The sequence below is a fragment of the Novosphingobium sp. CECT 9465 genome (genome assembly GCF_920987055.1).
In the GTDB taxonomy this organism is placed as follows: domain Bacteria; phylum Pseudomonadota; class Alphaproteobacteria; order Sphingomonadales; family Sphingomonadaceae; genus Novosphingobium.
Genome location: NZ_CAKLBX010000001.1, coordinates 225,834 through 250,261 on the forward strand (window position 1 = coordinate 225,834; position 24,428 = coordinate 250,261).

The 24,428-nt window shown below is 62.0% G+C and carries 21 protein-coding genes and 1 riboswitch; of the genes, 9 read left to right on the top strand and 12 right to left on the bottom strand.

The window, feature by feature from the left end; translation table 11 throughout:
- Positions 1 to 5 precede the first annotated feature (5 nt).
- Entirely contained in the window at positions 6 to 431 is a 426-nt protein-coding gene (locus LUA85_RS01085; protein WP_231466494.1) for an organic hydroperoxide resistance protein, read from the bottom strand.
- A gap of 74 nt (positions 432 to 505) precedes the next feature.
- On the bottom strand, positions 506 to 2,587 hold the full coding sequence (locus tag LUA85_RS01090) for a S9 family peptidase (protein WP_231466495.1): 2,082 nt from the start codon (positions 2,585 to 2,587) through the stop codon (positions 506 to 508).
- A 62-nt stretch (positions 2,588 to 2,649) separates the two neighbouring features.
- Here LUA85_RS01090 and LUA85_RS01095 point away from each other — a divergent pair, with 62 nt between their 5' ends.
- The 5 genes from LUA85_RS01095 (at position 2,650) to LUA85_RS01115 (ending at position 10,261) form a co-directional block, all read left to right on the top strand.
- Complete coding sequence (locus LUA85_RS01095; protein ID WP_231471730.1) at positions 2,650 to 4,461, top strand: aminopeptidase P family protein; 1,812 nt, start codon at positions 2,650 to 2,652, stop codon at positions 4,459 to 4,461.
- Positions 4,462 to 4,661: 200 nt separating this feature from the next.
- Positions 4,662 to 5,276: an EF-hand domain-containing protein gene (locus LUA85_RS01100; protein WP_231466496.1), complete on the top strand. Its 615-nt coding sequence runs from the start codon at positions 4,662 to 4,664 to the stop codon at positions 5,274 to 5,276.
- 5 nt (positions 5,277 to 5,281) lie between these two features.
- Positions 5,282 to 6,019, top strand: a complete 738-nt coding sequence (locus LUA85_RS01105; protein ID WP_231466497.1) for a response regulator — start codon at positions 5,282 to 5,284, stop codon at positions 6,017 to 6,019.
- A gap of 4 nt (positions 6,020 to 6,023) precedes the next feature.
- On the top strand, positions 6,024 to 7,430 hold the full coding sequence (locus tag LUA85_RS01110; RefSeq protein ID WP_231466498.1) for a HAMP domain-containing sensor histidine kinase: 1,407 nt from the start codon (positions 6,024 to 6,026) through the stop codon (positions 7,428 to 7,430).
- Positions 7,431 to 7,594: 164 nt separating this feature from the next.
- Positions 7,595 to 10,261, top strand: a complete 2,667-nt coding sequence (locus tag LUA85_RS01115) for a M1 family metallopeptidase (RefSeq protein ID WP_231466499.1) — start codon at positions 7,595 to 7,597, stop codon at positions 10,259 to 10,261.
- Positions 10,262 to 10,329: 68 nt separating this feature from the next.
- Here LUA85_RS01115 and LUA85_RS01120 read toward each other — a convergent pair whose 3' ends face one another.
- The 5 genes from LUA85_RS01120 to LUA85_RS01140 form a co-directional block, all read right to left on the bottom strand.
- Entirely contained in the window at positions 10,330 to 11,133 is an 804-nt protein-coding gene (locus LUA85_RS01120; RefSeq protein WP_231466500.1) for a sterol desaturase family protein, read from the bottom strand.
- 7 nt (positions 11,134 to 11,140) lie between these two features.
- Entirely contained in the window at positions 11,141 to 11,554 is a 414-nt protein-coding gene (locus LUA85_RS01125; protein ID WP_231466501.1) for an EF-hand domain-containing protein, read from the bottom strand.
- A gap of 383 nt (positions 11,555 to 11,937) precedes the next feature.
- On the bottom strand, positions 11,938 to 12,681 hold the full coding sequence (locus LUA85_RS01130; RefSeq protein WP_231466502.1) for an ABC transporter ATP-binding protein: 744 nt from the start codon (positions 12,679 to 12,681) through the stop codon (positions 11,938 to 11,940).
- Complete coding sequence (locus LUA85_RS01135; RefSeq protein ID WP_231466503.1) at positions 12,678 to 13,847, bottom strand: ABC transporter permease; 1,170 nt, start codon at positions 13,845 to 13,847, stop codon at positions 12,678 to 12,680. The genes LUA85_RS01130 and LUA85_RS01135 overlap by 4 nt, the downstream gene beginning before the upstream one ends.
- Positions 13,844 to 15,052 (bottom strand): efflux RND transporter periplasmic adaptor subunit, encoded by a 1,209-nt coding sequence (locus LUA85_RS01140; RefSeq protein ID WP_231466504.1) that lies wholly within the window; start codon positions 15,050 to 15,052, stop codon positions 13,844 to 13,846. The genes LUA85_RS01135 and LUA85_RS01140 overlap by 4 nt, the downstream gene beginning before the upstream one ends.
- Before the next feature lie 171 nt (positions 15,053 to 15,223).
- Between LUA85_RS01140 and LUA85_RS01145 the strand changes: the two genes are divergently transcribed.
- Both LUA85_RS01145 and LUA85_RS01150 read left to right on the top strand, forming a co-directional pair.
- Positions 15,224 to 15,940 (top strand): response regulator, encoded by a 717-nt coding sequence (locus tag LUA85_RS01145; RefSeq protein WP_231466505.1) that lies wholly within the window; start codon positions 15,224 to 15,226, stop codon positions 15,938 to 15,940.
- Between the two features lie 13 nt (positions 15,941 to 15,953).
- Entirely contained in the window at positions 15,954 to 17,300 is a 1,347-nt protein-coding gene (locus LUA85_RS01150) for an ATP-binding protein (protein WP_231471731.1), read from the top strand.
- Here the strand turns inward: LUA85_RS01150 and LUA85_RS01155 are convergent.
- The 4 genes from LUA85_RS01155 to LUA85_RS01170 form a co-directional block, all read right to left on the bottom strand.
- Positions 17,287 to 17,958 carry a DUF4410 domain-containing protein gene (locus tag LUA85_RS01155; protein ID WP_231466506.1) on the bottom strand — a complete coding sequence of 224 codons (672 nt, stop codon included), beginning with the start codon at positions 17,956 to 17,958 and terminating at the stop codon, positions 17,287 to 17,289. The two genes, LUA85_RS01150 and LUA85_RS01155, sit on opposite strands and share 14 nt — an antisense overlap.
- The gene (locus LUA85_RS01160; protein ID WP_231466507.1) at positions 17,955 to 18,353 is read right to left on the bottom strand and encodes a hypothetical protein; all 399 of its coding nucleotides are present in this window, start codon (positions 18,351 to 18,353) and stop codon (positions 17,955 to 17,957) included. The genes LUA85_RS01155 and LUA85_RS01160 overlap by 4 nt, the downstream gene beginning before the upstream one ends.
- A gap of 5 nt (positions 18,354 to 18,358) precedes the next feature.
- Positions 18,359 to 18,943 (bottom strand): RcnB family protein, encoded by a 585-nt coding sequence (locus tag LUA85_RS01165; RefSeq protein ID WP_231466508.1) that lies wholly within the window; start codon positions 18,941 to 18,943, stop codon positions 18,359 to 18,361.
- 125 nt (positions 18,944 to 19,068) lie between these two features.
- Positions 19,069 to 20,595: a TolC family outer membrane protein gene (locus LUA85_RS01170; protein ID WP_371823635.1), complete on the bottom strand. Its 1,527-nt coding sequence runs from the start codon at positions 20,593 to 20,595 to the stop codon at positions 19,069 to 19,071.
- 60 nt (positions 20,596 to 20,655) lie between these two features.
- Between LUA85_RS01170 and LUA85_RS01175 the strand changes: the two genes are divergently transcribed.
- Complete coding sequence (locus tag LUA85_RS01175; protein ID WP_231466510.1) at positions 20,656 to 21,510, top strand: hypothetical protein; 855 nt, start codon at positions 20,656 to 20,658, stop codon at positions 21,508 to 21,510.
- Positions 21,511 to 21,615: 105 nt separating this feature from the next.
- Here LUA85_RS01175 and cobU read toward each other — a convergent pair whose 3' ends face one another.
- On the bottom strand, positions 21,616 to 22,125 hold the full coding sequence (gene cobU / locus LUA85_RS01180) for a bifunctional adenosylcobinamide kinase/adenosylcobinamide-phosphate guanylyltransferase (RefSeq protein WP_231466511.1): 510 nt from the start codon (positions 22,123 to 22,125) through the stop codon (positions 21,616 to 21,618).
- A 36-nt stretch (positions 22,126 to 22,161) separates the two neighbouring features.
- Positions 22,162 to 22,364: riboswitch (cobalamin riboswitch) on the top strand.
- Positions 22,365 to 22,567: 203 nt separating this feature from the next.
- Between cobU and LUA85_RS01185 the strand changes: the two genes are divergently transcribed.
- Positions 22,568 to 24,424, top strand: coding sequence for a TonB-dependent siderophore receptor (locus LUA85_RS01185; RefSeq protein ID WP_231471732.1), 1,857 nt, complete (start codon positions 22,568 to 22,570; stop codon positions 24,422 to 24,424).
- The last annotated feature ends 4 nt before the right edge of the window (positions 24,425 to 24,428 follow it).

Consider the following 24,428-nt stretch of genomic DNA (forward strand, 5'->3'; position numbering starts at 1 on the left):
TGTCCTTAGTGGGTCGTGACGGTGATTGCGACGTCAATGTTGCCCTTTACCGCGTTGGAATAAGGGCAGACCGCGTGTGCCTGGCCGACTATCGCTTCTGCAGTGGCCTGATCGATCCCGGCAATCGCCACGTCCAGCGCTACCGAAAGGGCAAAGCCGCCGCTGCCGTTGGGGGCCATGCCCACTTCGGCCACGACGGTAATGTCATTGTCGCGCACCTTTGCGGCCTGGTTGCGGGTGACGTGAATCACCGCGTTTTCAAAACACGCGGCATAGCCGGCTGCAAACAGTTGCTCCGGGTTGGTTGCACCGCCCTTGCCGCCAAGCGCAGGCGGCAGGGCAAGGCTCATTTCGAGCAAGCCGTCATCGCTGCGGATCGTGCCGCTGCGGCCGCCAATCGCGGTGACCCTGGTGCTGTACAAAGTGCTCATGCGAATCTCCTTCGTGATCGACGAAGGTCTTCTAGACCGCAATTAGATTGTGTACAATATAATTGTTAAAAATATTATCCTTGGTCAGCCACACCCAGCTGCCAGAGAATGAAGGCGAATTCCTCTGCCGTTTCCTTGAGCGATTCGAACCGGCCGGATTTTCCGCCATGCCCTGCGCCCATGTTGGTCTTGAGGATCAGCTCATTGGCATCGGTTTTCACTTCGCGCAGCCTGGCCACCCATTTGGCCGGTTCCCAGTAAGTCACGCGCGGATCGTTCAGCCCCGCCGTGACCATCAGCGGCGGATAGTCCTGCGCGCGGACCTGATCATAGGGCGAATAGGACTGGATCAGTTCGAACGCGGCCTTGTCCTCGATCGGATTGCCCCATTCGGGCCATTCGCCTGGCGTCAGCGGCAGGTCTGCATCCAGCATCGTTGCCAGCACATCGACGAACGGCACATGCGCCACCACCGCGCCCCACAGGCCTGGGTCCGAATTGATCACCGCACCCATCAGTTCGCCGCCCGCCGATCCGCCCGAAATGCTGATCCTGCCAGCTTGGGTGAAGCCGCGCTCGATCAGGCCTTTGGCCACATCGACAAAATCGTTGAAGGTGTTGGTGCGCGCTTCCAGCTTGCCCGCCTTGTACCACGCCCGGCCCAGATCATCACCGCCCCGGATATGCGCGATGGCATAAGCAAAGCCGCGATCCACAAGGCTGAGGCGCGTGGTCGAAAACCCCGGCCCGATGGCAATGCCATAAGCGCCGTAGCCATAAAGGTGCAAAGGACCGCCCGCGGCCCGATCCTTGCGCCACACCACCGAGACCGGCACCATCGTGCCATCGCGCGCTTCGATTTCCAGCCGCGCGGTTTCGTAAAGGGAGGCGTCGTACCCGCTGGGGATTTCCTGCACCTTGAGCAATTTCAGGCTGCGCGTGGCCACATCGTAATCGAACGACGATGCCGGGCTGACCATCGATTCATAGCCGACCCGCAGCACCTGCATCGTCCATTCGGGATTGTCGCCCAGCGATGCTTCATAACTGGCTTCGGGAAAATCAATGGGTTCGATCCGCGCCGGATCGTCGTAGTAACGGATCTCGATGCGATCCAGCCCGCGCACCCGGCCTTCGACCACATAGAAATCGCGGAACAGCTCGAACCCGGTGAGGTAAAAATCGTCCGACCCTTCGATCAGCGTGGTCCATTCGCCCGGATTGGACAGCGGTGCGGTTGCCAGCCGGAAGTTCTCGTGCGCGTCGTTGGTGTGGATGTACAGAACGGCGTCGCGCTCATCGACATCGTACTCCACGCCTGTCTGCCGCGCCTTCACCAGAATCGGCGGGGCCAGCGGATCGTTTGCGGGCACCAGCCGCGTTTCGCCGGTTTCATGATCGCCGGTCGAGATGATCAGCCACTGCTCGTTGGCTGAAAGCGCCGCGCCCACGCGGAAACCTTCGTCATCCTCGTGATACAGTTCGACATCGTTTTCCAGCGGCTGGCCGATCCAGTGCAGCCGCGCGTTGTCTGTCCGCCAGTTTTCGTTGGCGAGGGAATAGACCAGCCCGGTATCGCCCGCGACCCAGATCAGGCCGGATAACGTACCGGGAATCTCGTCGGCCAGCACTTCGCCGGTGGCAATCACCTTGATCCGCGCGGTGAAGCGTTCCGATCCGTTGTCGTCCACAGACCACGCCAGCTTCGTGCCGTCGGTCGATACGGCAATCGCGCCAAGGCGGAAATATTCGACGCCATCGGCCAGCGCCACTTCGTCGAGAATCAACTCGTCCGCGCTGCCATCGTCGGTCGCGCCAACCGGGCGGCGCCACCACTTCTTGTATTCCGCGCCTTCCTCGTATTCGATCCAGTACAGGAAATTGCCGTCCTTCTGCGGCACCGATTTGTCGGCTTCCTTGATCCGTCCGCGCATTTCGGTGAACAGTGCATCGATCACCGGCTTGCGTTCGGCCATGCGGCTTTCGAACCAGGCGTTCTCGGCCTCCAGATGGGCGAGCACGTCCTTGTCCGTTACCTGGGGGTAGCCCGGATCGCGCAGCCACGCGTAGTCGTCGGTCACGGTCAGGCCGTGGTGCGAAAAGGTGTGGGGCTTTTTCGGGGCGACGGGGGGTGTGGCAAGACTCATCCCTCGCATCTATGGTGTGTGCATGATGCCCGCAAGGCGGGCTGACGCAGTTCAGGACAAGTCCCATGTTGATGCACACACATGAAGCCCGCCTCGACGCCCTGCGCAAGCAATTGGCAGCCGATGGCCTCGACGGCTTCGTCATCCCGATTTCCGATGAACATATGAGCGAATATGTGGGGGCCTATGCCCAGCGGCTGGAATGGCTGACCGGCTTTGGCGGTTCGGCGGGCACGGCGGTTGTGCTGGCCGATCAGGCCGCGATCTTCGTCGATGGGCGCTACACGCTGCAAGTGCGCGATCAGGTGGACGGCACATTGTGGTCCTACGAATCGGTCCCGCAAACCAGCGTGGCGGCCTGGCTGGGCAAACATGCGCCGGAAGGTGCGCGCATCGGCTATGACGCCTGGCTTCACGCCAAGGGCTGGGCCGATGGCGTGGCGTTTGCGCTTCAGCCGCGAAACGCAACGCTCGTGCCGGTCACCAGCAATCCCGTCGATGCCGTGTGGCAGGATCAGCCCGCGCCTTCGCTTGCCCCTGCCGTGCCCCACGCGGATGAACACGCAGGCAAATCAGCCCATGAAAAGCGCGCGGACGTTGCCGAATGGCTTGCTGCAAAGGGGCTGGACGCCGCCGTCGTCACCGCGCTCGATTCGGTGGCGTGGCTGCTCAACATTCGCGGCGCGGACGTGGACCGGACGCCGGTGGCGCTGTCGTTCGTGATCGCGCATGCCGATGGCACCGCCGACCTGTTCATCGCGCCGGAAAAGGTGACCGCTGAATTGACCGCGCACCTCGGCAATGCCGTGCGGGTGCAATCGCGCGAAGCTTTCGTGCCCGCGCTCGAAGCGCTGAAGGGCCGCAAGGTCGCGGTTGATCCCGAACGCGCCGTTGCCGCCATCTTCCACGCGCTTGCAGATGCAGGCGCAAATGTGGTGCCCCTGACCGATCCCGTCGTCCTGCCCAAGGCGATCAAGAATCCGGCAGAACAGGCGGGCCACCGCGCCGCCCAGGCGCGCGATGGCGCCGCGATTGCCCGCTTCCTGCGCTGGGTTGCCATGGAAGCACCCAAGGGCGGAGTGACAGAGTTGTCCGCCGCTGACCGTCTGCAAGTTTTCCGTGCCGAAGGAGGCCTGCTCAGGGACTTGTCGTTCGACACCATATCGGGCGCAGGTCCCAACGGCGCGGTGGTGCATTATCGCGTGAGCGAGGAAACCAGCCGCACGCTGGAGGCCAACAGCGTCTACCTTGTCGATTCGGGCGGGCAATATGTCGATGGCACCACCGACATCACCCGCACGGTGTGGATCGGCCCGGATGCGCCGCCCGCCGAGGTCAAGGACCGCTTTACCCGTGTGCTCAAGGGCCATATCGCGCTGGCCCGCGCCATCTTTCCGAAAGGCACTGCTGGCAGCCAGCTCGATAGTTTCGCGCGTCAGTTCCTGTGGGCGGCGGGTCTCGATTACGCGCACGGCACCGGGCACGGCGTCGGCAGCTTCCTCTCGGTCCACGAAGGCCCGCAGCGTATTGCAAAGGCGGCGGGCGGGCAGGCCGGAACAGGGCAGGAGCTGTTTCCCGGCATGATCCTGTCAAACGAGCCGGGCTATTACAAAACCGGCGAATACGGTATCCGCATCGAAAATCTGGTGCTGGTCGAACAGCGTGAGATCACGGGCGCGGAAGGCGAGTTTTTCGGGTTCGAGACTCTCACGTTCGCTCCCATCGACCGCGCCCTGACAGACGTTGCGCTGCTGACGGGCGAAGAGCGCGCCTGGCTTGATGGCTATCATGCGCAAGTCCAGGCCATCCTTGCACCGCAGCTTTCGGGCGCTGACCTGGCATGGCTGGAAGCGGCCTGCGCACCCTTGCACCGTGATGAATGATCGGTCGAACCTGTGACAAATTGCGACAAAGAAACGGCTTTTTCGGCATAGTCGCGCGACAAGGTGCTCCTACATAGGGTTCATGGGAACTGCGGTCGTCCCCATCCAGTCCCCCTGGGCAAGGCTTCCCTCCCCCCTCTCCTTGCCAAAGGTGGATGGCCGCAGTTCCCACCCTTTTACGCTCATGGGAGCACACGCTTATGAAAACGAAATTCCAGATGGCCGCCGCAGTTGCGGTCATGGCAACCGCCTCGATGGCGCTTTATGCCGCATCGCCCGCCGTTGCACAGAAGATGGATGCCGATGGCGACAAGACCATTACCTGGGCAGAAGCCAAAACCAAGTCCGATGCGATGTGGGTAAAGCTGGATGTCAACAAGGACGGTAGGCTCGACAAGGCTGATCGCGCCGCCAAGATGGGTGAACGCTTCACCGCCATCGATACCGACAAGAACGGATCGATCAGCCGCGACGAATTCATCGCGCATCACAGCCAGATGAAGGATGGCAAGCCCGGCGATGGAATGCGCGATCATCGTGGCAAGAATGGGCATCGAGGCATGATGGGTGGCGGCATGCACATGGCGGCCATGGCCGATACCAACAAGGATGGTGCAGTCAGCCGGGCAGAGTTCGATGCCGCCGCCAAGGCCCACTTCGACAAGGCCGATGCGAACAAGGACGGCAAGGTCTCGCCTGAAGAACGCCGTACCGCAATGAAGGGCATGATGGGCAAGATGCGTGGTCCCGGTGGGCATCATGGTAGTATGGGCGCAATGGGTGATGGACCTCCACCCCCTCCTGCGGCTAACTGAATGCCATGAACGATACGCCGATCCGCGTCCTCCTCGTCGATGACGAACCGGCCCTGCGCGAACCCCTGGCGGACTATCTTGTCCGTCAGGGGTTTGTCGTAACACAGGCCGGTACAGCCGCCGAAGCGCGCAGCCGCCTTAACGAAACCGGCTGCGATATCGTTCTGCTCGATATCATGATGCCGGGCGAGGATGGCCTCTCGCTATGCCGCCATCTGGTCGAGGCCAAGCGGTTGCCGGTCATTTTCATCACGGCAAAGGGTGAATCGACCGACCGTATCGTCGGGCTGGAAATCGGCGCGGACGATTACGTGGTCAAGCCATTCGATCCGCGCGAACTGGTGGCGCGGATCCGCTCGGTCCTGCGGCGCGCCAGCAAGCAGTCGAGCGAGATCGACGAGGCGATGATCTATGATTTCGAAGGCTGGAGGCTCGATCCGCTGAAGCGTCGGCTGATTGATCGGGAAGGCGCGGTCGTGGCGATTTCTTCGGCGGAATTTCGCCTGCTGATGGCGTTTCTCGATCATCCGCGCCAGGTTCTGGATCGCGATCGGCTGCTTGATATGGTGCAGGGCCGCGAAGCGCACTTGTTCGACCGTGCGATCGACAACCAGATTTCGCGGCTGCGCCGCAAGATCGAGGTCGACAGCCGCAACCCGCAACTGATCCAGACGGTTTGGGGCGGAGGATACATGCTCGCGGCCGAAGTGCGCAAGCGCGCAGCAACTTCGGCCGAGGTGTAACGCATTGGCATCCAACCGTTCACGCTGGTACTTGTGGCCGCGCAGCCTGCAAGGACAAGTCCTTGCCGCCATCGCGCTGGCACTGCTTGTCGCGCAGACGATTTCGGCCGTGCTGATCTGGCGCGAACAAAGCCACCGTCGCGAATCCGGCATGGTGAGTTCGGCCGCTTTTCGCCTGCTTGGCCCATCGCCCGAACAGCGCAGGCGCCAACGCCGGGATGATGAGGATCGCGCTCCACCACCCTTCCGCGTCATGTATTCAGACCAGTCACCACGCCTTCCCGGCGAAGTGCGGTTGGCGCGGGTCGAGCACGAACTGGCCGAAATCCTCAGCGCGCAAGGTTTCGATGCTGCCGAAGTCGTCGTATTCGAGCGCGATCCCCGTCAGGATGTGGTCAGCATGCGTTTCATGCAGCGCCATCGCCGTGAACTGGCGGCGTTTTCCCGCCAGCCTACGCCTCGTCTGATCATCGCGTCGGTTCGCCAGAGTTCGGGCCGGTGGGCCTATACGCGCGTATTCAGCGAGGGCGGCGAAATGATGGTGCTGGCCCCGCTGGTCGGGCAGACTATCGTCCTTTATCTTGTCCTCGTCGGCGCGATGGCGCTGATTCTGCGCCGTATGACACGCCCGCTCAAAGCCCTGACGCGCCGGGTGGAGGATTTTGCCGGAAATCGGACGTTGGAAGGCCAGCTCGATCCCGATGGCCCGGACGATATCCAAGGCCTGATCGCAGCTCATAATGCCATGGAAGCGCGCATTGCAGCGATGCTCGATGAAAAGGACGTCATGCTGGGCGCGATCGGCCACGATCTCAAAACGCCGCTGGCCGCCTTGCGCGTAAGGATCGAAGCCGTGGACGATGATGTCGAGCGCGGCCGCATGGCGGCCACTATCGAGGACATCAATCGCTCGCTCGACGATATTCTTTCATTGGCCCGTGTCGGGCGACCGTCGGACCCTGTCGAGCCGAACGAACTGTCGGCGCTGGTGGCGGACGTGATCGGCGAATTCGAGGACATGGGCGAAGCGGTGGAACTGGGCGATACCGATCGCATCGTCGTGCCGATCCGCGCCACCTGGCTGCGCCGCGCATTGCGCAACCTTGTCTCCAACGCGTTGCGCTATGGCCATCGCGCGCGGATCACGCTGGCCCGCGAAGGCCGTATGGCCGTGTTGCGCGTCGATGATGAAGGCCCTGGCATTCCCGAAGGCGACATTGCCCGGATGATGGAACCTTTCACCCGGCTTGAAGCGTCGCGCAACAGCGGCACCGGCGGCACCGGCCTCGGCCTCACGCTTGCCCGCGCCATCGCTGACCAGCACGGGGGCACCCTGACGCTTGCCAACCGTCGTGGCCCCACCGGCGAGATTGTCGGACTGACTGCAACCATCAGACTGCCCGTGAGTTGATCGAGAGATCATCGGGCACAGATCATCGGCCAAAGATCATCAGGCAGGGCATAGTCAACCGACTTTGGTCGGGCTGCACATGTCGTTCGTCGAAAGGACTCGCGAAGGGTCAGACCGGTTGCTAGTGCAACCAATCTTCATTGCGCCGGGGAGTTCGTTTTCGCATGCGTACCATTTCACTTGTTTCAGCCCTTGCGCTGTCCGTTGCCAGCCTTGCCGTACCTGCCGTGGCCCAGCAGGCTCCCGCAAATCCTTCCGCAGCCGCAGGCGTACACACCGATCTGCCGCGCGTCGCCCACCCTTCGCACTATACCATCGCGATCACGCCGGATGCTTCCAACCTGACGTTTGCAGGCACCGCGTCAGTCGATCTGGAAGTGACCGAGGCGACCCCGTTCCTGACGCTGCATGCGCTCGATCTCAAGATTTCCTCGGCCACGCTGACCCCTGCCGGCGGCACGGCCATTCCTGTGACGGTGGCGATGGACGCGGCCAGCCAGACCGCGAAGTTCACTGCCGCCCAGCCGCTTGCACCCGGCAAGTACCGGCTCGATACGGTCTACACCGGCATCATCAACACGCAGGCCAATGGTCTTTTTGCGCTCGATTACCCTGACAAGATTACCGGCAAGGACGTGCGCGGCCTGTTCACCCAGTTCGAGGCGCCGGATGCGCGGCGCTTCGCCCCGATGTTCGATGAACCGATCTACAAGGCCACTTTCGATCTTTCAGCCGTGGTTCCCGCTACGCAACTGGCGATCAGCAACATGCCTGTCGCGCGCGAAGAACCTCTCGACAAGGGCCTGAAGCGCGTCACTTTCGGCACCAGCCCGAAGATGTCGTCATACCTGCTGTTCTTCGGCCTCGGCGATTGGGAACGCATGGCCAAGGAAGCCGCGCCGGGTGTGCAGGCGGGCATCGTCGCACCAAAGGGCAGCGGTGAACAGTCGCGCTTCGCGCTTGATGAACTTGCCCCGCTGATCCCGTACTACGCTGATTATTTCGGCCAGCCCTATCCATTGCCAAAGCTGGACAACGTCGCCGCTCCCGGTCAGTCGCAGTTCTTTTCGGCGATGGAAAACTGGGGCGCGATTCTCACCTTCGAACGCATCCTGCTGAATGATCCGGCGATCACCAGCGCGGCCGCCCGCCAGAACATCGTCACCACTCAGGCCCACGAAGTGGCGCACCAGTGGTTCGGAAATCTCGTCACCATGGCATGGTGGGAAGATCTCTGGCTGAACGAAGGTTTCGCCAGCTGGATGGAGACAAAGGCGACCGCGCATTTCCATCCTGACTGGTTCCCGCTGCTTGGCCGTGTCGAAGGGCGCGAAATCGCGATGGGTCTCGATGGCTTCAAGACCACGCACCCCATCGTGCAGGAAATCAGGACCGTCGACGAAACCAATCAGGCTTTCGATGCGATCACGTATCAGAAGGGCGAAGCGGTCATTTCGATGCTCGAAGCCTTTGCGGGCGAAACCGTCTGGCGCGATGGCCTGCGCAGCTACATGCGCGATCACAAGTTCGGGAACACCCGTTCGAAGGACTTGTGGCAGGCAGTGGAAAAGGCCGGTGCGCCGGGGCTGACATCCATTGCGATGGATTTCACCACCAAGCCCGGTATCCCGCTGGTCAAGGTCACCGGCCTTACGTGCAAGAAGGGCGTCTCGACCGTCACGCTCGAACAGAGCGAATTCAGCATCGACCGCAAGGATGATGTCGCTGCAAAGCCGACGATGTGGAAAGTGCCGCTGCTGGTTTCGGCAGGGGGCGATGCCACCCGCGCGATTCTCGAAGGCGGCAAGGGCACGGTTTCGGTCAAGGGCTGTGGGCCGGTCGTGATAAACGCGGGGCAACTGGGCTATTACCGCTCGCTCTATACGCCCAAGATGCTCGCTTCGCTGAAGACCGCGCTGCCCACCCTTGCCCCGGTCGACCAGATGGGTCTGATCCAGGACAATCTCGCGCTCTCGACCAGCGGCTATCAGGCTTATGCGCCTGCGTTCGATCTGCTGGCAGCGGTGCCGGGCAACGGCAATCCGGTCGTCGCCAACAGCGCCTTTGGCCGCTATGTCGGCGCATGGCGCACGCTTGAGGCCGATCCGGCAGTGCAAAAGGCGCTCGCAGCCAAGGTTTCGGCCAATTACAAGCCGCGCCTGATGGCGTTGGGCTTCGAACCCAAGGCCGATGAAAGCCTGCCTGATGCCGATCTGCGCTCGTCGCTGATCGGCGGGTTCGGCACGATGGGCGATCCCGATGTCGTGGCCGAAGCGCGCCGCCGCTTTGCCGCGCTGGCAAGCAACCCCAAGGCGATGGACGGTCCGCTCAAGACGACCTGGCTCAACATCGTTGCCCGCAATGCCACGAAGGCGGATTGGGACGCGCTTCAGAAGATGGCGGCAGCCTCCAACAGCGCGGTGGAGCGCCAGTTCCTCTACACGCTGCTGGGCCGTGCCGCCGATCCGGCGCTGGCCACGGCAGCGCGTGAACTGGCGTTGACCGATGTTCCGGGCAAGACCACCAGCGCCGCGATCATCGTCGCCTCGGCGGGTCTCCACGCTGATGCCACTTATGACTTCGCCCTGGCCAATCGCGCCCGGATCGAAGCGCTGGTCGATGCGCAAAGCCGCGTCACCTTCATCGCCAGCCTTGCCAATTCATCGAACGATCCGGCGATGATCGCCAAGCTGGAGACGTTCCGGGCCAGCGTCCCTGCCGAAGCCGCGCGCCCGGTGGATCGCGTGATCGGTGGCCTGACCGAAAAGGCCAAGGCACGGCCCCTGTTCGTGAGCGGCCTCACCCAGTGGCTGGGCACGAAGAAGAACTAGGCCCTGTTGTCGCCCCCTCCTCTGCGGGGAGGGGGGACTTCCATGCCGCACACGTCGCCGCATGGGCTTCACGGTGGGCCGAAAAGTATCCGGCCGACATTGCGCCCGCGGCTGGCCAGCAGATCACGCGCCATGAACAGCCATTCGCGGACAACGATCTTCAGCGGGTTTGAGGTCGCTTCGCGATGCGCAAGTCCATAGCGGACAACTTCGTCTTGCCGTTCGACAGCCAGTGTGCCGAACATGCGATCGAACACGATCAGAACCCCGCCATAGTTACGATCAATATAGGCGGCATTGCAGGCGTGATGCAGGCGGTGGTGTGAAGGAGTGTTGAAGATCCATTCGAGCGGTCCCAGACGTCCGATCAGTTCTGTATGAAGAAATGTCTGGAATCGCAGGTTGAAGACCAGCAGGCCCAGGATCAGCCATGGATCGAAACCGGCCAGGACCAGCGGGGCATAAAACAGCCATCCTGCCGAGATCAGGCTGGTCCAGCCCAGACGAAACGAAGACAGCAATGTCAGTTGCTCGGCCGAATGGTGCACCGAATGCGAAGCCCAGAACCAGCGCACCTGATGACTGGTGCGGTGGAACCAGTAATAGGCGAACTCGACGAGCAGGAAGCCGACCGCCCAGGTCCGCCAGTCATCAAGCGGAAAGCGCAGCGGTGCAAGGCTCCAGACCCATGAATAGATCGCGGCGATAATGACGCCGTTCAACGCGGCGAAGGGGATGCCGCCCAGGACAAGCGCCAGCGAGGTTAGCGCCGTGCGGCGATCATAACCGCGACCCAAGCGTAGCCGAAACAGCACTTCGGTTGTTACCATCGCCGCGACGAAGGCCAGCCAAAGCGGCGATTTCCCCATCATTTCCACGTCAGCCTTCCCTGTTCAGGGCCGTGCGCAGCGCATCGAGTTCAGCCCTGTCGACCACACCATCGCGATTGACGTCTGCGCGATCGAATAGTGGCGCAGGCGAAACGGCGAATTCGGCCTTGGTGACCTTTTGGTCCTGATTGGAATCGGCCGCCTTGATCATGGCAGTGAGCCGCTGGCCGATTTCCTGGCGGAACTGGGCGATACGTTTGACATCAGCATGGGAAATGGCCCCGTCGCCATTGCGATCGAAACGGTCAAATTGCTGCATTCGCGCCGCCCTGAACTCTGCGAGCGTGATGAGACCGTCACGATTCGCGTCTGCGCGTTCGAACACCTCCATCTGGTTGGGTTGGGCAAAGGCCATTGTGGGCGTGGCCATCATGGCAGAAGCAAGCAAAAGCCGGAATGTCATGTCATGTCCTTTCAAAGGAGGCCGCGCGCACGAGGGGCGTCCGTTATCGTGCGGCGCGGCCTCCACGCGGCCCAGGGTGGGGGGCAGCCGCGTATGAAGCTGGTGATCGGGGGGTGTCGTTCAGGGGGCAGGGGCTGCGCTGACGGTGGCCATCGCCTTGGTCAGTGCAGCAAGGCAGGCGAAGATCGATAGACCTTGTTTCATGAGTTGCTCCTTCCGCGGTTCGTCGAAGACCGGGGTTTCAAACGGAATGGAGCGTCTGCGTAAGCGGGGTACTGCACTGGACGGACAAAGCGTAACAGAGTGTTACGCCGCATCAGGGCCAATGCGGCTGCTGCCGCAACCGGCGCAGGGTCCAGCATCCGTGCCTGTTTGCCTCTCCCTTATTGGGGAAAGGGGGGATGGGGACGGGTCGCCACGGGCACACTCTTTTGGCCGGCTTCCGAAACGATACGCCCATCCTCAAGCCCGATCACTCGATCGAACAGATCGAGCGATCGGGGATCGTGGGTAACGACCATCACGCAGGCCTCCCGCTCTATCGCGATACGCCGGAAAAGCTCCATCACCTGCCGTCCGCGCACACTGTCGAGCGCGGCGGTAGGTTCATCTGCCAGGATCAGCGGGGGATCGTTCGCGAGCGCACGGGCAATCGCCACGCGCTGCTGCTCACCACCAGACAAGCGCGCAGGGCGGTTGCCGATACGGTGACCGAGGTCGAGCGACTGAAGAAGTTCTACCGCATAGTCATGGGCAGGCTGCGGCGCGACGTCCGCGATTTCCAGCGCGACGGCGACATTCTCGGCCGCTGTCAGGAAGGGGATGAGGTTGGCTTTCTGGAACACGAAGCCGATATTGTCCCGGCGGAAGGCGCGCAGACCATCGAGATCGGCATCGGGATAGGAAACCTGCTGGCCGCGGATAGAGACTTCGCCACGAGTGGGTGGCTCAAGGAGACCGCAGATCAGGAGCAGCGTACTCTTCCCGGACCCACTTGGCCCGGTGATGCCAATCAGTTCTCCGGCATGGGCATCCAGTGATGCATCGTCCAGCGCGCGGACAATGGTTTCACCGCTCTGGTAATGGCGGGATGCACCACGGACACTGAGCAAGGGGGCGCTGCTCACGACAGAACTTCCTGCGCGCGAACTTTCAGTGCGCGGGATATGCCGAACCAGCTTGCGATAATGCAGATCACGCAGAGTATGACGAACAACATGCCAAGATCGCCCGGCAGCATGACAATGCGACGCGGGAACCACGGAAAGACCGTATTGGCCAGCACCAGCGAAAGCACGAATCCGAACAGGCCGATCAGCGCCGCCTGTTGCAGGATCATCGACACGATCCGACCATTGGCCGCGCCAAGCAGCTTCATCAGTGCGATCTGATGCAGCTTCTCCATCGTCATGGTGTAAAGGATCAGCGAGATGACGATCGCGGTAACCAGCAGAAGCACCGACGTGAACGCGAGAATCTGAACGCGCAACCGCCACAGGCGCTGGTTCAGAAGCAGGTCGCGCTGTTCTGCCTTGCTGATGACATTGGCATCGCCCCAACGCATCACCGCCGCTTTCACCCGGCTGACATCGGCGCCTGGCTGGAGCGTTACCAGCACGGCGGCGATCTTGCTGTCCTGCGGGACCGAACTTTCGCCCGCGCTGGCAATCTGCGCTGCGGCGGTGCCGTTCGCCGCGCGCGCAAGCAGAACCTGCTCGCTTGGCCGGCGGGAGGCTATCGCCAGGGCGTCATTTATGGAAACGAACATCAGCCCGTCACCGGCGGAGTCCACCAGCCCACGGGTCAGCCCAACCACCGCGTATTCGTCTTTGGCGAGCCGCACCCTGGCGCCCAGAGGCAAACCGATACTGGCGTCGGCCACGATTTCGAAATGCGCCGCTGCGATATGGCGCCCTTCGGCCAGAGCAAACCAGTCGCCGCGATCCTTGGGATAATCCAGCCCGGTGATCGTTGCGCGCAAGGGCTGGCCGGCATGGTCGAATTGCTGGCTGAACTGCACGAAGCGGCGGACGGCAGCGACGCCCTGCACACCTTCGACGCGGCGGTCCATGGTGCCTGACACCGAGGAGCCTTCCGCGAAAGGACCTACGCGCTCGCCCTGCACGACCCACAGGTCCGCACCGATGCGGTCGATGACCAGCAGGGCATCGGCGACGATACCGCGATAAAGCCCCAGCGCGCCGATTGCTCCCATCAGCAGAAAGCCGATGCCAAGTGCGGTCAGGGCGAAGCGCGCAAGATTGAATCGAATGTCCTTGATGGCCAGATTCATGGCGCGCTCGCCGCTTGGCGCACCACACGCATCCCTGCATAAATGGCGTGGGGCGTCACGACGATGCTGCCAGACGCCAGACCCTTGCTGACGACAGCCAGCGATCCGTTGCTGGTTGCCACTTCGATTTCGCGCCGACGCGTCCGCCCGCCATCGACAACCCATACGCTGGCCGTTTTTCCATCCCGCATGATGAAAGACACGGGGATGGTTATGCCGGCCGCCCCGTTCGAATGGAGAATCTCCACGTTCGCGCGCTGGCCGAGCGCCCAGTTTTCGGGGAGACGGTCGACGACGACATCGACCGTGAACTCGCGTGTTTCGGGGTCTACTTCGCGGCTCAAACGGAGCACTCGCCCGGTCAGGATCTGGTCGGGATTGGCAATAAAGCGAATTCTGGCAGGCAGCCCGGCGTGAACCAGGGCAATCACGCTTTCATCAAGTCGCGTGGTCAGGACAATGCTGGTCGGATCGACGATATCCATGATCGATGTTCCGGCACTTATGATGTCGCCAAGGCTGCGATTGCGCACTGCGACCACCCCGGCAAAGGGCGCGCGAACCGTCGCCATGGCCAACTGCGCCTGATCGACTTCAAGGGTCGCTGCCGCAGCGTCGGCCTGTGCGCGGGTGCGTCCGATCGTCTGCTGGATGCCACCAAGCTGGGCCTCGCTTTGGGTCAGGCTGGTTTGCGCCTGATCGTAACTTGCGCGCGATACCCATCCGTCAGCGCGCAATTCGGCCTGCCGATCAAAGGTTGCGCGGGCATTCGCCAATGCCGCCCGCGCGCTGCCAAGATTGGCTTGCGCCTCGCGCTGCGCGCCTTGTGCTGCCAGCATATTGGCGCGGGACACCGACACCTTGCTGCGCAGGTCATCCTGTTCGATGACGGCCACCGGCTGCCCGGCTGAGACGTGCGCGTTGCGATCGACCAGAAGGCGTGTGAGCTTGCCCGATATCCGCGAACTGACATTCGCCTTGTTGATGGCATCAAGCGTTGCCGGGCCGGACACTGTCTGTTCGTAGGGCGCGCGAACGGCAGAGTAGGTTTCGGCAGGATGCGGCCATGCATAGCGCCAGAGAATCCAGGCAAGCAGCAGCAGCGCAAGCGCGCCAGCGATCCAGCGAAGACCACGACGCTTCGCGCGCTGGCGCGCAGGCGGACGCTGCAAGGAAAGTTTACCAGCAGATGCGGTGTCATTCATCGGTATGGTGCAATTCGCGCAAAGATGGATGTGGTGATGATCCTGTCATCGGCCAGCATCTGTCGCTTGTGCGTGTAAGCTGAGCACTTCGCCGCGATTGCAAAATGTAACGAAAAGTAACCGCGGTGACGGGCCGGTTTTATTGTGCGCGCCAACACGGCAATAGGAGTTATGGAAAACAGCCTCATCGCAGTTGTCGAGGACGACCGGGAAATCCGTACCATGGTGGTCGAATTGCTCGCACGTGAGGGATTCGTGCCTGCTGGTTGCAAGTCGACCAGGGAGTTCGACAGGCTGCTCGAACGGCAACGCGTCGATCTGGTCGTGCTCGACGTCATGCTCCCCGGTGAGGACGGGTTGTCGCTTTGCCGACGTCTGCGATCACAGACGGGCATTCCTGTCCTTATGGTGACTGCCAAGGCTGAAGATGTGGATCGGATTATCGGTCTTGAAGTCGGTGCGGACGATTATCTTCCCAAACCTTTCAACCCGCGTGAACTCATCGCCCGTGTAAAGGCCATATTGCGGCGAACGCGCGAGGCTAACCGCGTTACGGCGCCGCTCAGCGTCGAACGCTACCGCTTCGGGGGCTGGAATTTCGATGCCGGCTGCCGGACCCTGATCGATCCCGGTGGCGTGGCGATCGAATTGACGGGGGGTGAATTCGACCTGCTCGTCAGTCTTGTGACTCATCCCCATCGTGTGCTGAACCGGGACCAGCTTCTTGATTGGACGAGAGGGCGCAATGCGGGCCCGTTCGATCGTTCGATCGATGTGCAACTCAGCCGTTTGCGCCGCAAACTGGCCCAGCATCCTTCAGGGGAGGCGCTGATCAAGACTGTTCGTGGCGGCGGCTATGTCTTCGCCGAGCGGGTAGAGAAAGCCTAGCCCCTTGAGCGTCGTGCACAACCTTTCGCTGCGGTTTGCCACCGTGCTCATCGCGGGATTCGTGTTGCTCCAGCTCGCGGTGACGCTGGCGATGCTGCTGCCAAGCCAAGTCTACGACAGACAGGATGCCAATCTCCCGCCGCCAGATCAGGTCCGCGCCATGGCTTTCACGCTGGAGACAATCGATCCCGGCCTCCGCGCCGCCGCGCTCGCGAATTTTGACGATTCCCTGTTTCAGGTCCGCTTGACGGACCAGTTGCCGCCAGTCGAAAGGGAGAAGGCGGGCCACCTTTCCAGCCAGCGCCGGGCTTATCTTGCGGCGCTGGCTGACAGGCCCGTACTGTTGTGGCGCGACGATGCCATCATCCATCGCCCTTTGGGCGATCGGCCGGGGCCACAGAATTTCATCGATCCGACCAGACTTGCCGTCGGCTTGCGTGATGGACGATGGCTGCTTATCGACAGTCGTCCATCGGTCGTTGTCCAGCACTACATGCGCAGCCGCGCTTATGTTGGAATGGTGCTGGGGAGTTTCGTGCTGCTCGCGCTCGCCATCGCGGTTCGCCAGACTACCCGCCCGCTGGTACGGTTATCGCGCCGGATACGGACTTTCGCGGCTGAGCTGGACGCACCCGACCTGCCCCTGGAAGGCGCCCAGGAACTGCGCGATCTGAGCGCGGCTTTCAATGACATGAAAGGGCGGATTCGCGGTCTTGTCGCTGAAAGGACGCAATTGCTCGCAGCCGTTGCGCATGACATGCGGACTTATCTGACGCGGCTTCGACTGCGGACCGAATTTATCGAAGATCCTGAGCATCGACGGCGTGCCATCAACGATATCGGTGAAATGCACGATCTTCTGGAAGACACGCTGCTCTTTGCGCAGCGGGAGGCTGCGTCCGCGCCGAACCGGCAGCGGGTGGATCTTGCCGAGGAACTGACCCGGATGGTCGGGATACGAACCGAGATCGGCGAGAGTGTCGTGCTGGGCCTGGAGGGCGGCCCCTTGATCGTGGACAGCGACCCCGTGGCGCTACGGCGCATCGTGGCGAACCTTGTCGACAACGGTCTGCGCCACGGTGATTGCGTCAGGATCGATGTGGCCGGTGTCGGTTCTTCGATTCGCATGACGATCGAGGACGACGGGCCGGGTGTTCCCGACGATGCCCTCTCACGTCTTGGACGTCCGTTCGAGCGGCTCGATCCCTCCCGCGACCGGGAAACGGGCGGCGCGGGACTTGGGTTGGCCATCGTTCTGGCACTGGCTGAACGCAACGGGATTGAAGTGGGATTTGAAAATGCCGAGGCCGGGGGCCTTCGCATCATGCTGGTCATTGCCCGGTCCTTCAGTCAGCCTTGAGCGATTGTCCGCCAGTTTCAAAATAGACCGAAATTCGTTGCGCCAGCGCTTTCGAGACATTTTGCAGATCGCGACCGGCGCCTTGACGGGAATTGGTGGCTATGCCGAGCGCCGCCCCGATTGCGGCATTGGCAATCCTGCCGGTAGCGGCGCCGACGCCTGCGGGCAGGATCAGTCCCGGCCTGTTGCCGCTGCTCGCGCGCGCATCGAGATCGAGTATTGCGCCGTCCGGCGTCGAAAGGGTCGCGCGGACCGACATTCGGGACTTGCCCGCGCCAAACCCGATGAGCCAGCGCATCGCAGTATCGCCGCGTTGAAGTTCCTCGATCCGAAGTTCAAGTCGCACAGGGGCACTGCTGGCCGGGGACGACGCATGGATTGCCGGCAAACCGCGCTTGCGCAGGTCCATGACAAGTTGCTGCTCAAGCCGGTCGGCGGCTTTCAGACGATAAGGTTCATGCGAGCCGGACGAAATCGCATCTACAACTATCGTCGTCGGGCGCGCCAGGGGTGGGGCGATGGCTGTGATCTCGAAAACCTTTGTACTAGCGCATCCCGCAAGCGCCAGCGGTAACATCGCTGCCAGAAACGCCGGGGAAAGACCGGACGGGGTGCGGCGAACGTCGACCGGGGGTTGAATGGCGGGTGCGTTCGTCACTCGCTGTCGCCCGCTATCGGCATCTTCTCCAGACCCAGGTCGAAAGCCGATCTGGGGAACGCGAACTTGCTCGATGTCGTCTCGATGCATCCCTGCCCGACCAGGGGGCCTTCGCCATCTTTTGCAAGCGCTTCGGACAGCGCATCGCGCCACAGGATCATGGCCGCCAGACTGCCATCGGCAGCATCGACCAGAAGCGAAGCTGCCGCGCCATGGTCGCGGCGCAAGGTAAGCATTGTCATATGCCAGGCGACCCGAAATTGCGCCTTGGCTTTATCCTCTATCCAGAAGCGGCAGAGTTCGAGCCTTGGTTCGCCGATGGACGGCATGTCGGTACGATCCGTCTGCCCGGTCAGCGAGGGAACCCCTGCTGACGATATCGAGCCTGTTGCCATGGCGATCACCAGAACACCGGTCCAACCCGGACAACGACGCCGCTATGGCCTACCACGAGTACAACCCGGTTGCCTGCGAATATCCAGTTGTACCCGATCGGGGCAGGGGGAAGTCCGTATACTGCCGGAACCGGCACATAGTATCGCCGCAGGCCGACAGGCACGACGGCGCCGACCGCCCATGCCCGACCATAATACGGCGCCGGAACCGCGTAATAGCCGTACCCCGGAGCGAAATAGTACCCGCGCCGCGCGCCACGGTACACCGGGGGTGGCGGCGCTTGCCAGGCGTGGCCGGAAGCTGCGCGTGTTACTGTGCCACCATTGGGACCCGTGACGGTCGTGCGGGCGTCATAATGGCCACCACCCCAATGAGCGTTCCTGGAAATGCTGGCCTGCCGCCCGTCGTTCGTGCTGATCTCGCGGCTGACCGACCGGCTCCCCGGCCCCGCCTGAACCGAGCGTTCGGCGCTCCACCCTCGTCCCTGCGGGCCGCGGACGCTGATGCTGCCCTGCCCCGCCTGGGCGCTTGACGCGAAAATGGCCGAGGCAATTGCCGAAGCCATCAGGATGGTCCTGAACCGAGACATGATCGTCGCTCCTTGCTGTTCGACTGTCTGCTGAAGCGTGAAAAATGGTGGAGCGAGGTAACGTCATTACTGCGCCAGGGTGACCGACGGTGACAAAACGTATCGACAACCCGATCACGGCATCATCATTCGTTCGACATCTCGACCGGCGCCGCATCCTGGGCTGGCAGTCCGGTTGTTCTGGAAGCGTTCGGGCCAGGCTGGGGTTCGAAAGCAAAGTCCAGGAAGCTGCCGCGTACCCGCGCGTAATGGGCGGCGGGATCGTAGCTGTCTGACACATCCAGCCCCAGTTCCCGTGCATCGGCATGGCCCGTGGCCGCCAGAAGCGAAAATGCGGCGACATAAGCATCGCGCCGGGCCGTGACCAATTGTACACGGACACCAAGGAGTTCCTGCCGCGCGTTCAAAACGTCGAGGATAGTCCGGTTTCCGACCGAATGTTCAGCCTCGACCCCGCGCAAGGAAAGCTCGGCTGCACGAATGGCAGATCGTAACGACTCCGTGGCGGCTTCGGTAGACCGCCAGCTTGCATAAGATGCACGAACCTGGGCGATAACGTCGCGCTCGACCGCGATTGTCTGCTCGATGGCCGCCGTTTCTCTGGCGACGGCCTGGCGTTGTGCCGCTGCGGGCCTGCCGCCTTGATACAGGGGGACGCTGATTGTCAGCCCCGCTGCGGCGCTATGTGTAGTGGCTGGAATGAACCGCTGGTCCTCGCTTCCAAGGAAATCGGTGTAGCTGCCGTTGGCGAATGCCGAAACGCGCGGCATCACCGCGCCGCGCGCAGACCGGACATCATAACGCGCAGCCGTGCCCACCTTTCGCGCCGCCGCGATGTCGGCATTATCGGTCAGCGCCGTTTCAACTGCGGTTTCAGGCGTGGCAGGCAAGCCGGAAAGCGGCGGTGGAAGTGCCAGATCGTCGGGTGTGGAACCGACCAGCGAGACATAGTTCTCTTTCGAACTCACCAGCTGCGCACGGGCCCGCTCCAGATCAGCGCGGGCCGAATCCAGCCTGGACTGCGATTGGGCAACATCGGTACGCGTGATGTCGCCTACGTCATATCGATCCGACGTGGACTGGAGACCGACTTCGAGCGTGGTGACGTTCTGTGCGTTCAGCCGGACAATCTCGCTATCGCGGATCACATCCCAATAAGCGGCCACGACGCGTGAAAAGACCGACGCTTCCGTAGCACGCAAATCGCTCTGGCCCGCTTCGACGCGCGCCTCGGCGGCCTTGATCGCATTTCTGATCGCCCCTCCGTTGTAGAGCGGGACCGTGACGGATGCCTGGCCGGACACCGATCGGGCGGGCGTTGTCTGGACGGGCACGGTCGTGCCTTGAACCGGTTGTCCGGTACGGAGAATCTGTTCGGTATAGGCTGTGTCTGCGGCGGATAGCGGGCGCCCATCGGCCTTCGCCAGCGGAACGCTTTCGTCCGTCGCCCTTTGGTTTGCCCGCGCTGCCGCAAGGGTTGGATTGGTCCGATACGCTTCAAGGAGAGCCTCCTTGAGTGTTTGGGCATGAACCCCATGCGGAAACACCGTGAAGGCGCTGACGCTCACTGTTGCGGCGAAGCATGCTTTCCGTGCGGTCTGCCACTTCGTGCCTGTGGCGTGGGACGATAACGATGATCTTGCCGCAGGCATGGCGTTTTCCTGGCGATGGTTCCCTGATCCCTTCGCCCCTGACGGTCGCAGGTCACCGCAGTGCTGCGCCACCGTGACCTATCGTTACGAAATGTGTCGCGGTGGATATCCAGACCGGCATCGGCCGTCTGGCATTCGCAGAACCGATGGGCAGGCATAGCGGGGAAATACACCTTTCGTTACAGTCGCTCACACTGGCGAAAAGCTCGTCATTCAGTCGCATGGACGATCAATGGAGAAATCGGCATGCGGCCCCTGACGCTCGTGACCACCGTTCTGGGTGGTATCGCAATGTTTGTCTGCATTCATGCGGCGGGGGCGAAATCGAAAGGCGAGCAGATCGGATTGTTCATCAGTCCTATGGGCGAGCCATTTCGCGTGTCTCCCGGAGCGGAAGAACGTCCTTTCATGACATGGTTCGGCGCGGCTGATCGCAATCAGGATGGAAAGCTGGACAGCGCTGAATTTCGCGCCGATGCCGAGCGCTTTTTTCGGATACTGGATGGCGATGGCGATGGCAGGATCGGAGCCGTGGACATGCAGCGGTATGAAGAGGAAATCGTGCCGGAAATCCATACGCCCACATTGGGGCGAACGCAGCCGTCCATCGCGTCGCTCTTGAAGGAGGCCGGCGGCGCAGGCGGGCGACGCGCTGGCAAGCCTGACGTGGAAGAGCTGAAAAAGAAGCTGCGCGAACTGGAAGCGAAGCGACCGAAGGGACTCGAATTGTTCGGATTGCTACCGATACCCCATCCCGTTGCCTCGGCAGACAGCGATCTCAATTTCGTTGTCAGCGAATCCGAATTCGCCAGTGCCGCAGATTTGCGCTTTCAAGCGCTGGATCGCGACGGCGACAGTCTGTTCACTCCTGCCGATGCGCGGCAGGTTCTGAAAACGGCGCAAAGGCGACGTTGAGCGCGATCAACCCGTGCCTCGGTTGGTTCTGTCGCGGGCAGAAGCAGCCATCCGGCACTTGACTGTCGTCTCTGGCAGGTGCGCTCGCGCAGGACAACTACCTGCCTATTTCAGCCGCTGGGCAATGCCTGCCGTCACGAACCACACCTCGTCGGCCACACGCGCCAAAGCCTGATTGAGCCAGCCCGCTTCATCACGGAACTGGCGGGCAAGTGCATTTTCCGGCACAATCCCTTGCCCCACTTCGTTGGAAACCAGCAGCAGCGTGCCTTGCACCGCCGGTAGCAACTCCGCCAGATTGCTGCGCGCCGCCGCCACATCATGATTGCCCAGCATCAGATTGCTCAGCCACAAGGTCAGGCAATCGACCAGCATCACGCTGTCGTTTGCGTCATGCGCGGCAATCGCTTCTGACAGGGCAAGCGGGCATTCGACTGTTTGCCAGTGACCGGCGCGGTCGGCACGGTGGCGGGCGATGCGCTGCGTCATTTCATCGTCAAATGCCTGCGCGGTGGCGATGTAGATGTGCGGGCCGGGAAGGGCATCGCCCAATTGTTCGGCAAAGCCGCTTTTGCCCGATCGTGCCCCGCCCAATACAAGAACCGTCTTTCCCATTACCGCCACCCCTTGCGTTTCATATTGCGCTGCGACATAGGCGCGTCCGTTACAGGTTCCCAGCGATGGGATGAATAGGGAATCCGGGAATGGCCATCGGCCATGATCCGGGGCTGCCCCCGCAACTGTGATCGGTGAGTCGCCGCTTCGTTATGCCACTGGTTCTTGCGGACCGGGAAGGTGAAGCGGCCGACATTGACCCGAGAGCCAGGAGACCTGCCCGTAACAGTCGTTCTTTCACGCGGACGGGGTGTGCCGGGTGATGATCGAGGAATCCCTCGCGTGACGACTAAGCCAGAGTCGCATGCGGTGGGCTTCGTGTCCTTCGCGTAATCGCTGTCGTGCGGCTCTTTTGACGTTGTTCAAAAGGGGGAAACCCATGTCTGTTGCAAAATCGTCTGTTGCAAAATCGTCTGTTTTCAAGTCGGCCCTGCTCTTGTCGGTGGCCACTGTTCCCGTCGCTGCTCATGCCGAAGATGCTGATACCATCATCGTATCGGCCAACCGCACCCAGCAAACCACATCCGAAGTTGCCCAGTCGGTCACGGTCATCACGCTTGATGACATCACCACGCGGCAATCGGTGGCGGTTACCGATCTGCTCCGCTCTGTCCCCGGCATCACTGTCACCAGCAATGGCGGCCTTGGCACCAGCACGTCGGTCTCCATTCGCGGCGCGGAAAGCGACCAGACGGTCGCGCTGATCGATGGCGTCAAGCTCAACGATCCCTCGACACCGGGCGGCGGCTTCAACTTCGGTAACCTGCTGACCGGCAATATCGAACGGATCGAAGTGGTTCGCGGGTCGCAGTCGGTGCTGTGGGGCAGCCAGGCCATCGGCGGCGTGGTGAACATCGTCACGCGTACGCCCACCGAAGACCTGACGGTGAACGCCTCTGGCGAATATGGCTGGCGCGATACGGCGCGCGTGGTTGGCAATGTGTCGGGCAAGTTCGGCCCGGTTTCGGCAAGCGTCGGCGCTGGCTATCTGCGCACGGACGGCTTTTCGACTTTCAACGAAACGCGCGGCGGCAAGGAGCGCGATGGCTATCGCAACTTCGGTGCGAACGCGAAGTTCGCCATCGCTTTGTCCGATGCGATTTCGATCGATCTGCGCAGCTGGTATTCCGATGGCAAGGTGGGGGTCGATGGCTTCCCGGCACCCACATTCAGCTTTGGCGATACGCCCGAATTTGCCCGGACCAGGGAACTGGTGGGTTACGCCGGGCTTAACGCCGCGCTGTTCGATGGCCGTTTCCGCAACCGTATCGCCTATACGCTGACCGATACGCGCCGCCGCAATACCGATCTGACCGGCGGCACGGAACTGGAAACCTTCAACGCCAAGGGCCGCAACGAACGCTTCGAATATCAGGGCAACGTCGATCTCATCGATACAGTTGGCGCAACCTTCGGGGCTGAAACCGAAAAAGCCAGCTTCCGCACATCAAGCTATGGCAGCCCGTTCTCGCTTGCCGAAGCGCGGATCAACAGCGTCTATGGACAGCTCAGCGCCAGGCCGGTGACCGGTCTCACCTTCAGCGCGGGCCTGCGCCATGACGATCACGATACCTTTGGCGGCAAGACGACATTCTCCGCAGGCGGCGTGTTCACCCCGAACGAAGGCAGCACCACCCTGCGCGCCAGCTATGGCGAGGGCTTCAAGACCCCATCGCTGTTCCAGCTGTTCAGCGAATATGGCAATACCGCTCTGGTTCCCGAATCCTCGCAAGGGTGGGATGCAGGCGTTACCCAGAAGTTGCTGGGTGGCAGGATAGAGGTGGGCGCCACATGGTTCCACCGCGATACGCGCAACCTGATCGGCTTCGTGGGTTGTACGGTGCTGACCGGGATCTGCACCAATCGTCCATTCGGCACGTATGACAATGTTGCCAAGGCGCGGGCGCAGGGCCTTGAATTTGCCCTGACGCTGAAGCCGGTCGATGCGCTGCGGGTGCAGGCCAATTATGGCTATGTCGAAGCAACCAACGTGGCCACGGGTCTCGATCTGGTACGGCGTCCGCGCCACAGCATCAATACCTCGGTCGATTATGACTGGGCGTTCGGTCTGAAGACCGGGGCAACGGTCACCCATGTGGGTTCAAGTTTCGACAACGCGTCCAACACCCGTCAACTGGAGGGCTATGTGCTGGTCGATCTGCGCGCAGCCTTCCCGGTAACCGGCAACATCGAACTGTTCGGCCGGGTCGAAAACCTGTTCAACGAACAGTACGAGACGAGCTTCCGCTACGGTACGCCGCGCCGGGCGGCCTATGCGGGCTTCAGGCTGGCGATCTGAGCGG

What these genes read in the sequence shown, in the direction of transcription:
- LUA85_RS01115 (WP_231466499.1), top strand. Translation starts at nt 7,595, where the DNA reads ATGCGTACCATTTCACTTGTTTCAGCCCTTGCGCTGTCCGTTGCCAGC.
- LUA85_RS01140 (WP_231466504.1), bottom strand. Translation starts at nt 15,052, where the DNA reads ATGAATGACACCGCATCTGCTGGTAAACTTTCCTTGCAGCGTCCGCCT.
- LUA85_RS01090 (WP_231466495.1), bottom strand. Translation starts at nt 2,587, where the DNA reads ATGCGAGGGATGAGTCTTGCCACACCCCCCGTCGCCCCGAAAAAGCCC.
- LUA85_RS01095 (WP_231471730.1), top strand. Translation starts at nt 2,650, where the DNA reads ATGCACACACATGAAGCCCGCCTCGACGCCCTGCGCAAGCAATTGGCA.
- LUA85_RS01165 (WP_231466508.1), bottom strand. Translation starts at nt 18,943, where the DNA reads ATGTCTCGGTTCAGGACCATCCTGATGGCTTCGGCAATTGCCTCGGCC.
- LUA85_RS01085 (WP_231466494.1), bottom strand. Translation starts at nt 431, where the DNA reads ATGAGCACTTTGTACAGCACCAGGGTCACCGCGATTGGCGGCCGCAGC.
- LUA85_RS01145 (WP_231466505.1), top strand. Translation starts at nt 15,224, where the DNA reads ATGGAAAACAGCCTCATCGCAGTTGTCGAGGACGACCGGGAAATCCGT.
- LUA85_RS01135 (WP_231466503.1), bottom strand. Translation starts at nt 13,847, where the DNA reads ATGAATCTGGCCATCAAGGACATTCGATTCAATCTTGCGCGCTTCGCC.
- LUA85_RS01120 (WP_231466500.1), bottom strand. Translation starts at nt 11,133, where the DNA reads ATGATGGGGAAATCGCCGCTTTGGCTGGCCTTCGTCGCGGCGATGGTA.
- LUA85_RS01160 (WP_231466507.1), bottom strand. Translation starts at nt 18,353, where the DNA reads ATGGCAACAGGCTCGATATCGTCAGCAGGGGTTCCCTCGCTGACCGGG.
- LUA85_RS01170 (WP_371823635.1), bottom strand. Translation starts at nt 20,595, where the DNA reads ATGCCTGCGGCAAGATCATCGTTATCGTCCCACGCCACAGGCACGAAG.
- LUA85_RS01100 (WP_231466496.1), top strand. Translation starts at nt 4,662, where the DNA reads ATGAAAACGAAATTCCAGATGGCCGCCGCAGTTGCGGTCATGGCAACC.
- cobU (WP_231466511.1), bottom strand. Translation starts at nt 22,125, where the DNA reads ATGGGAAAGACGGTTCTTGTATTGGGCGGGGCACGATCGGGCAAAAGC.
- LUA85_RS01125 (WP_231466501.1), bottom strand. Translation starts at nt 11,554, where the DNA reads ATGACATTCCGGCTTTTGCTTGCTTCTGCCATGATGGCCACGCCCACA.
- LUA85_RS01105 (WP_231466497.1), top strand. Translation starts at nt 5,282, where the DNA reads ATGAACGATACGCCGATCCGCGTCCTCCTCGTCGATGACGAACCGGCC.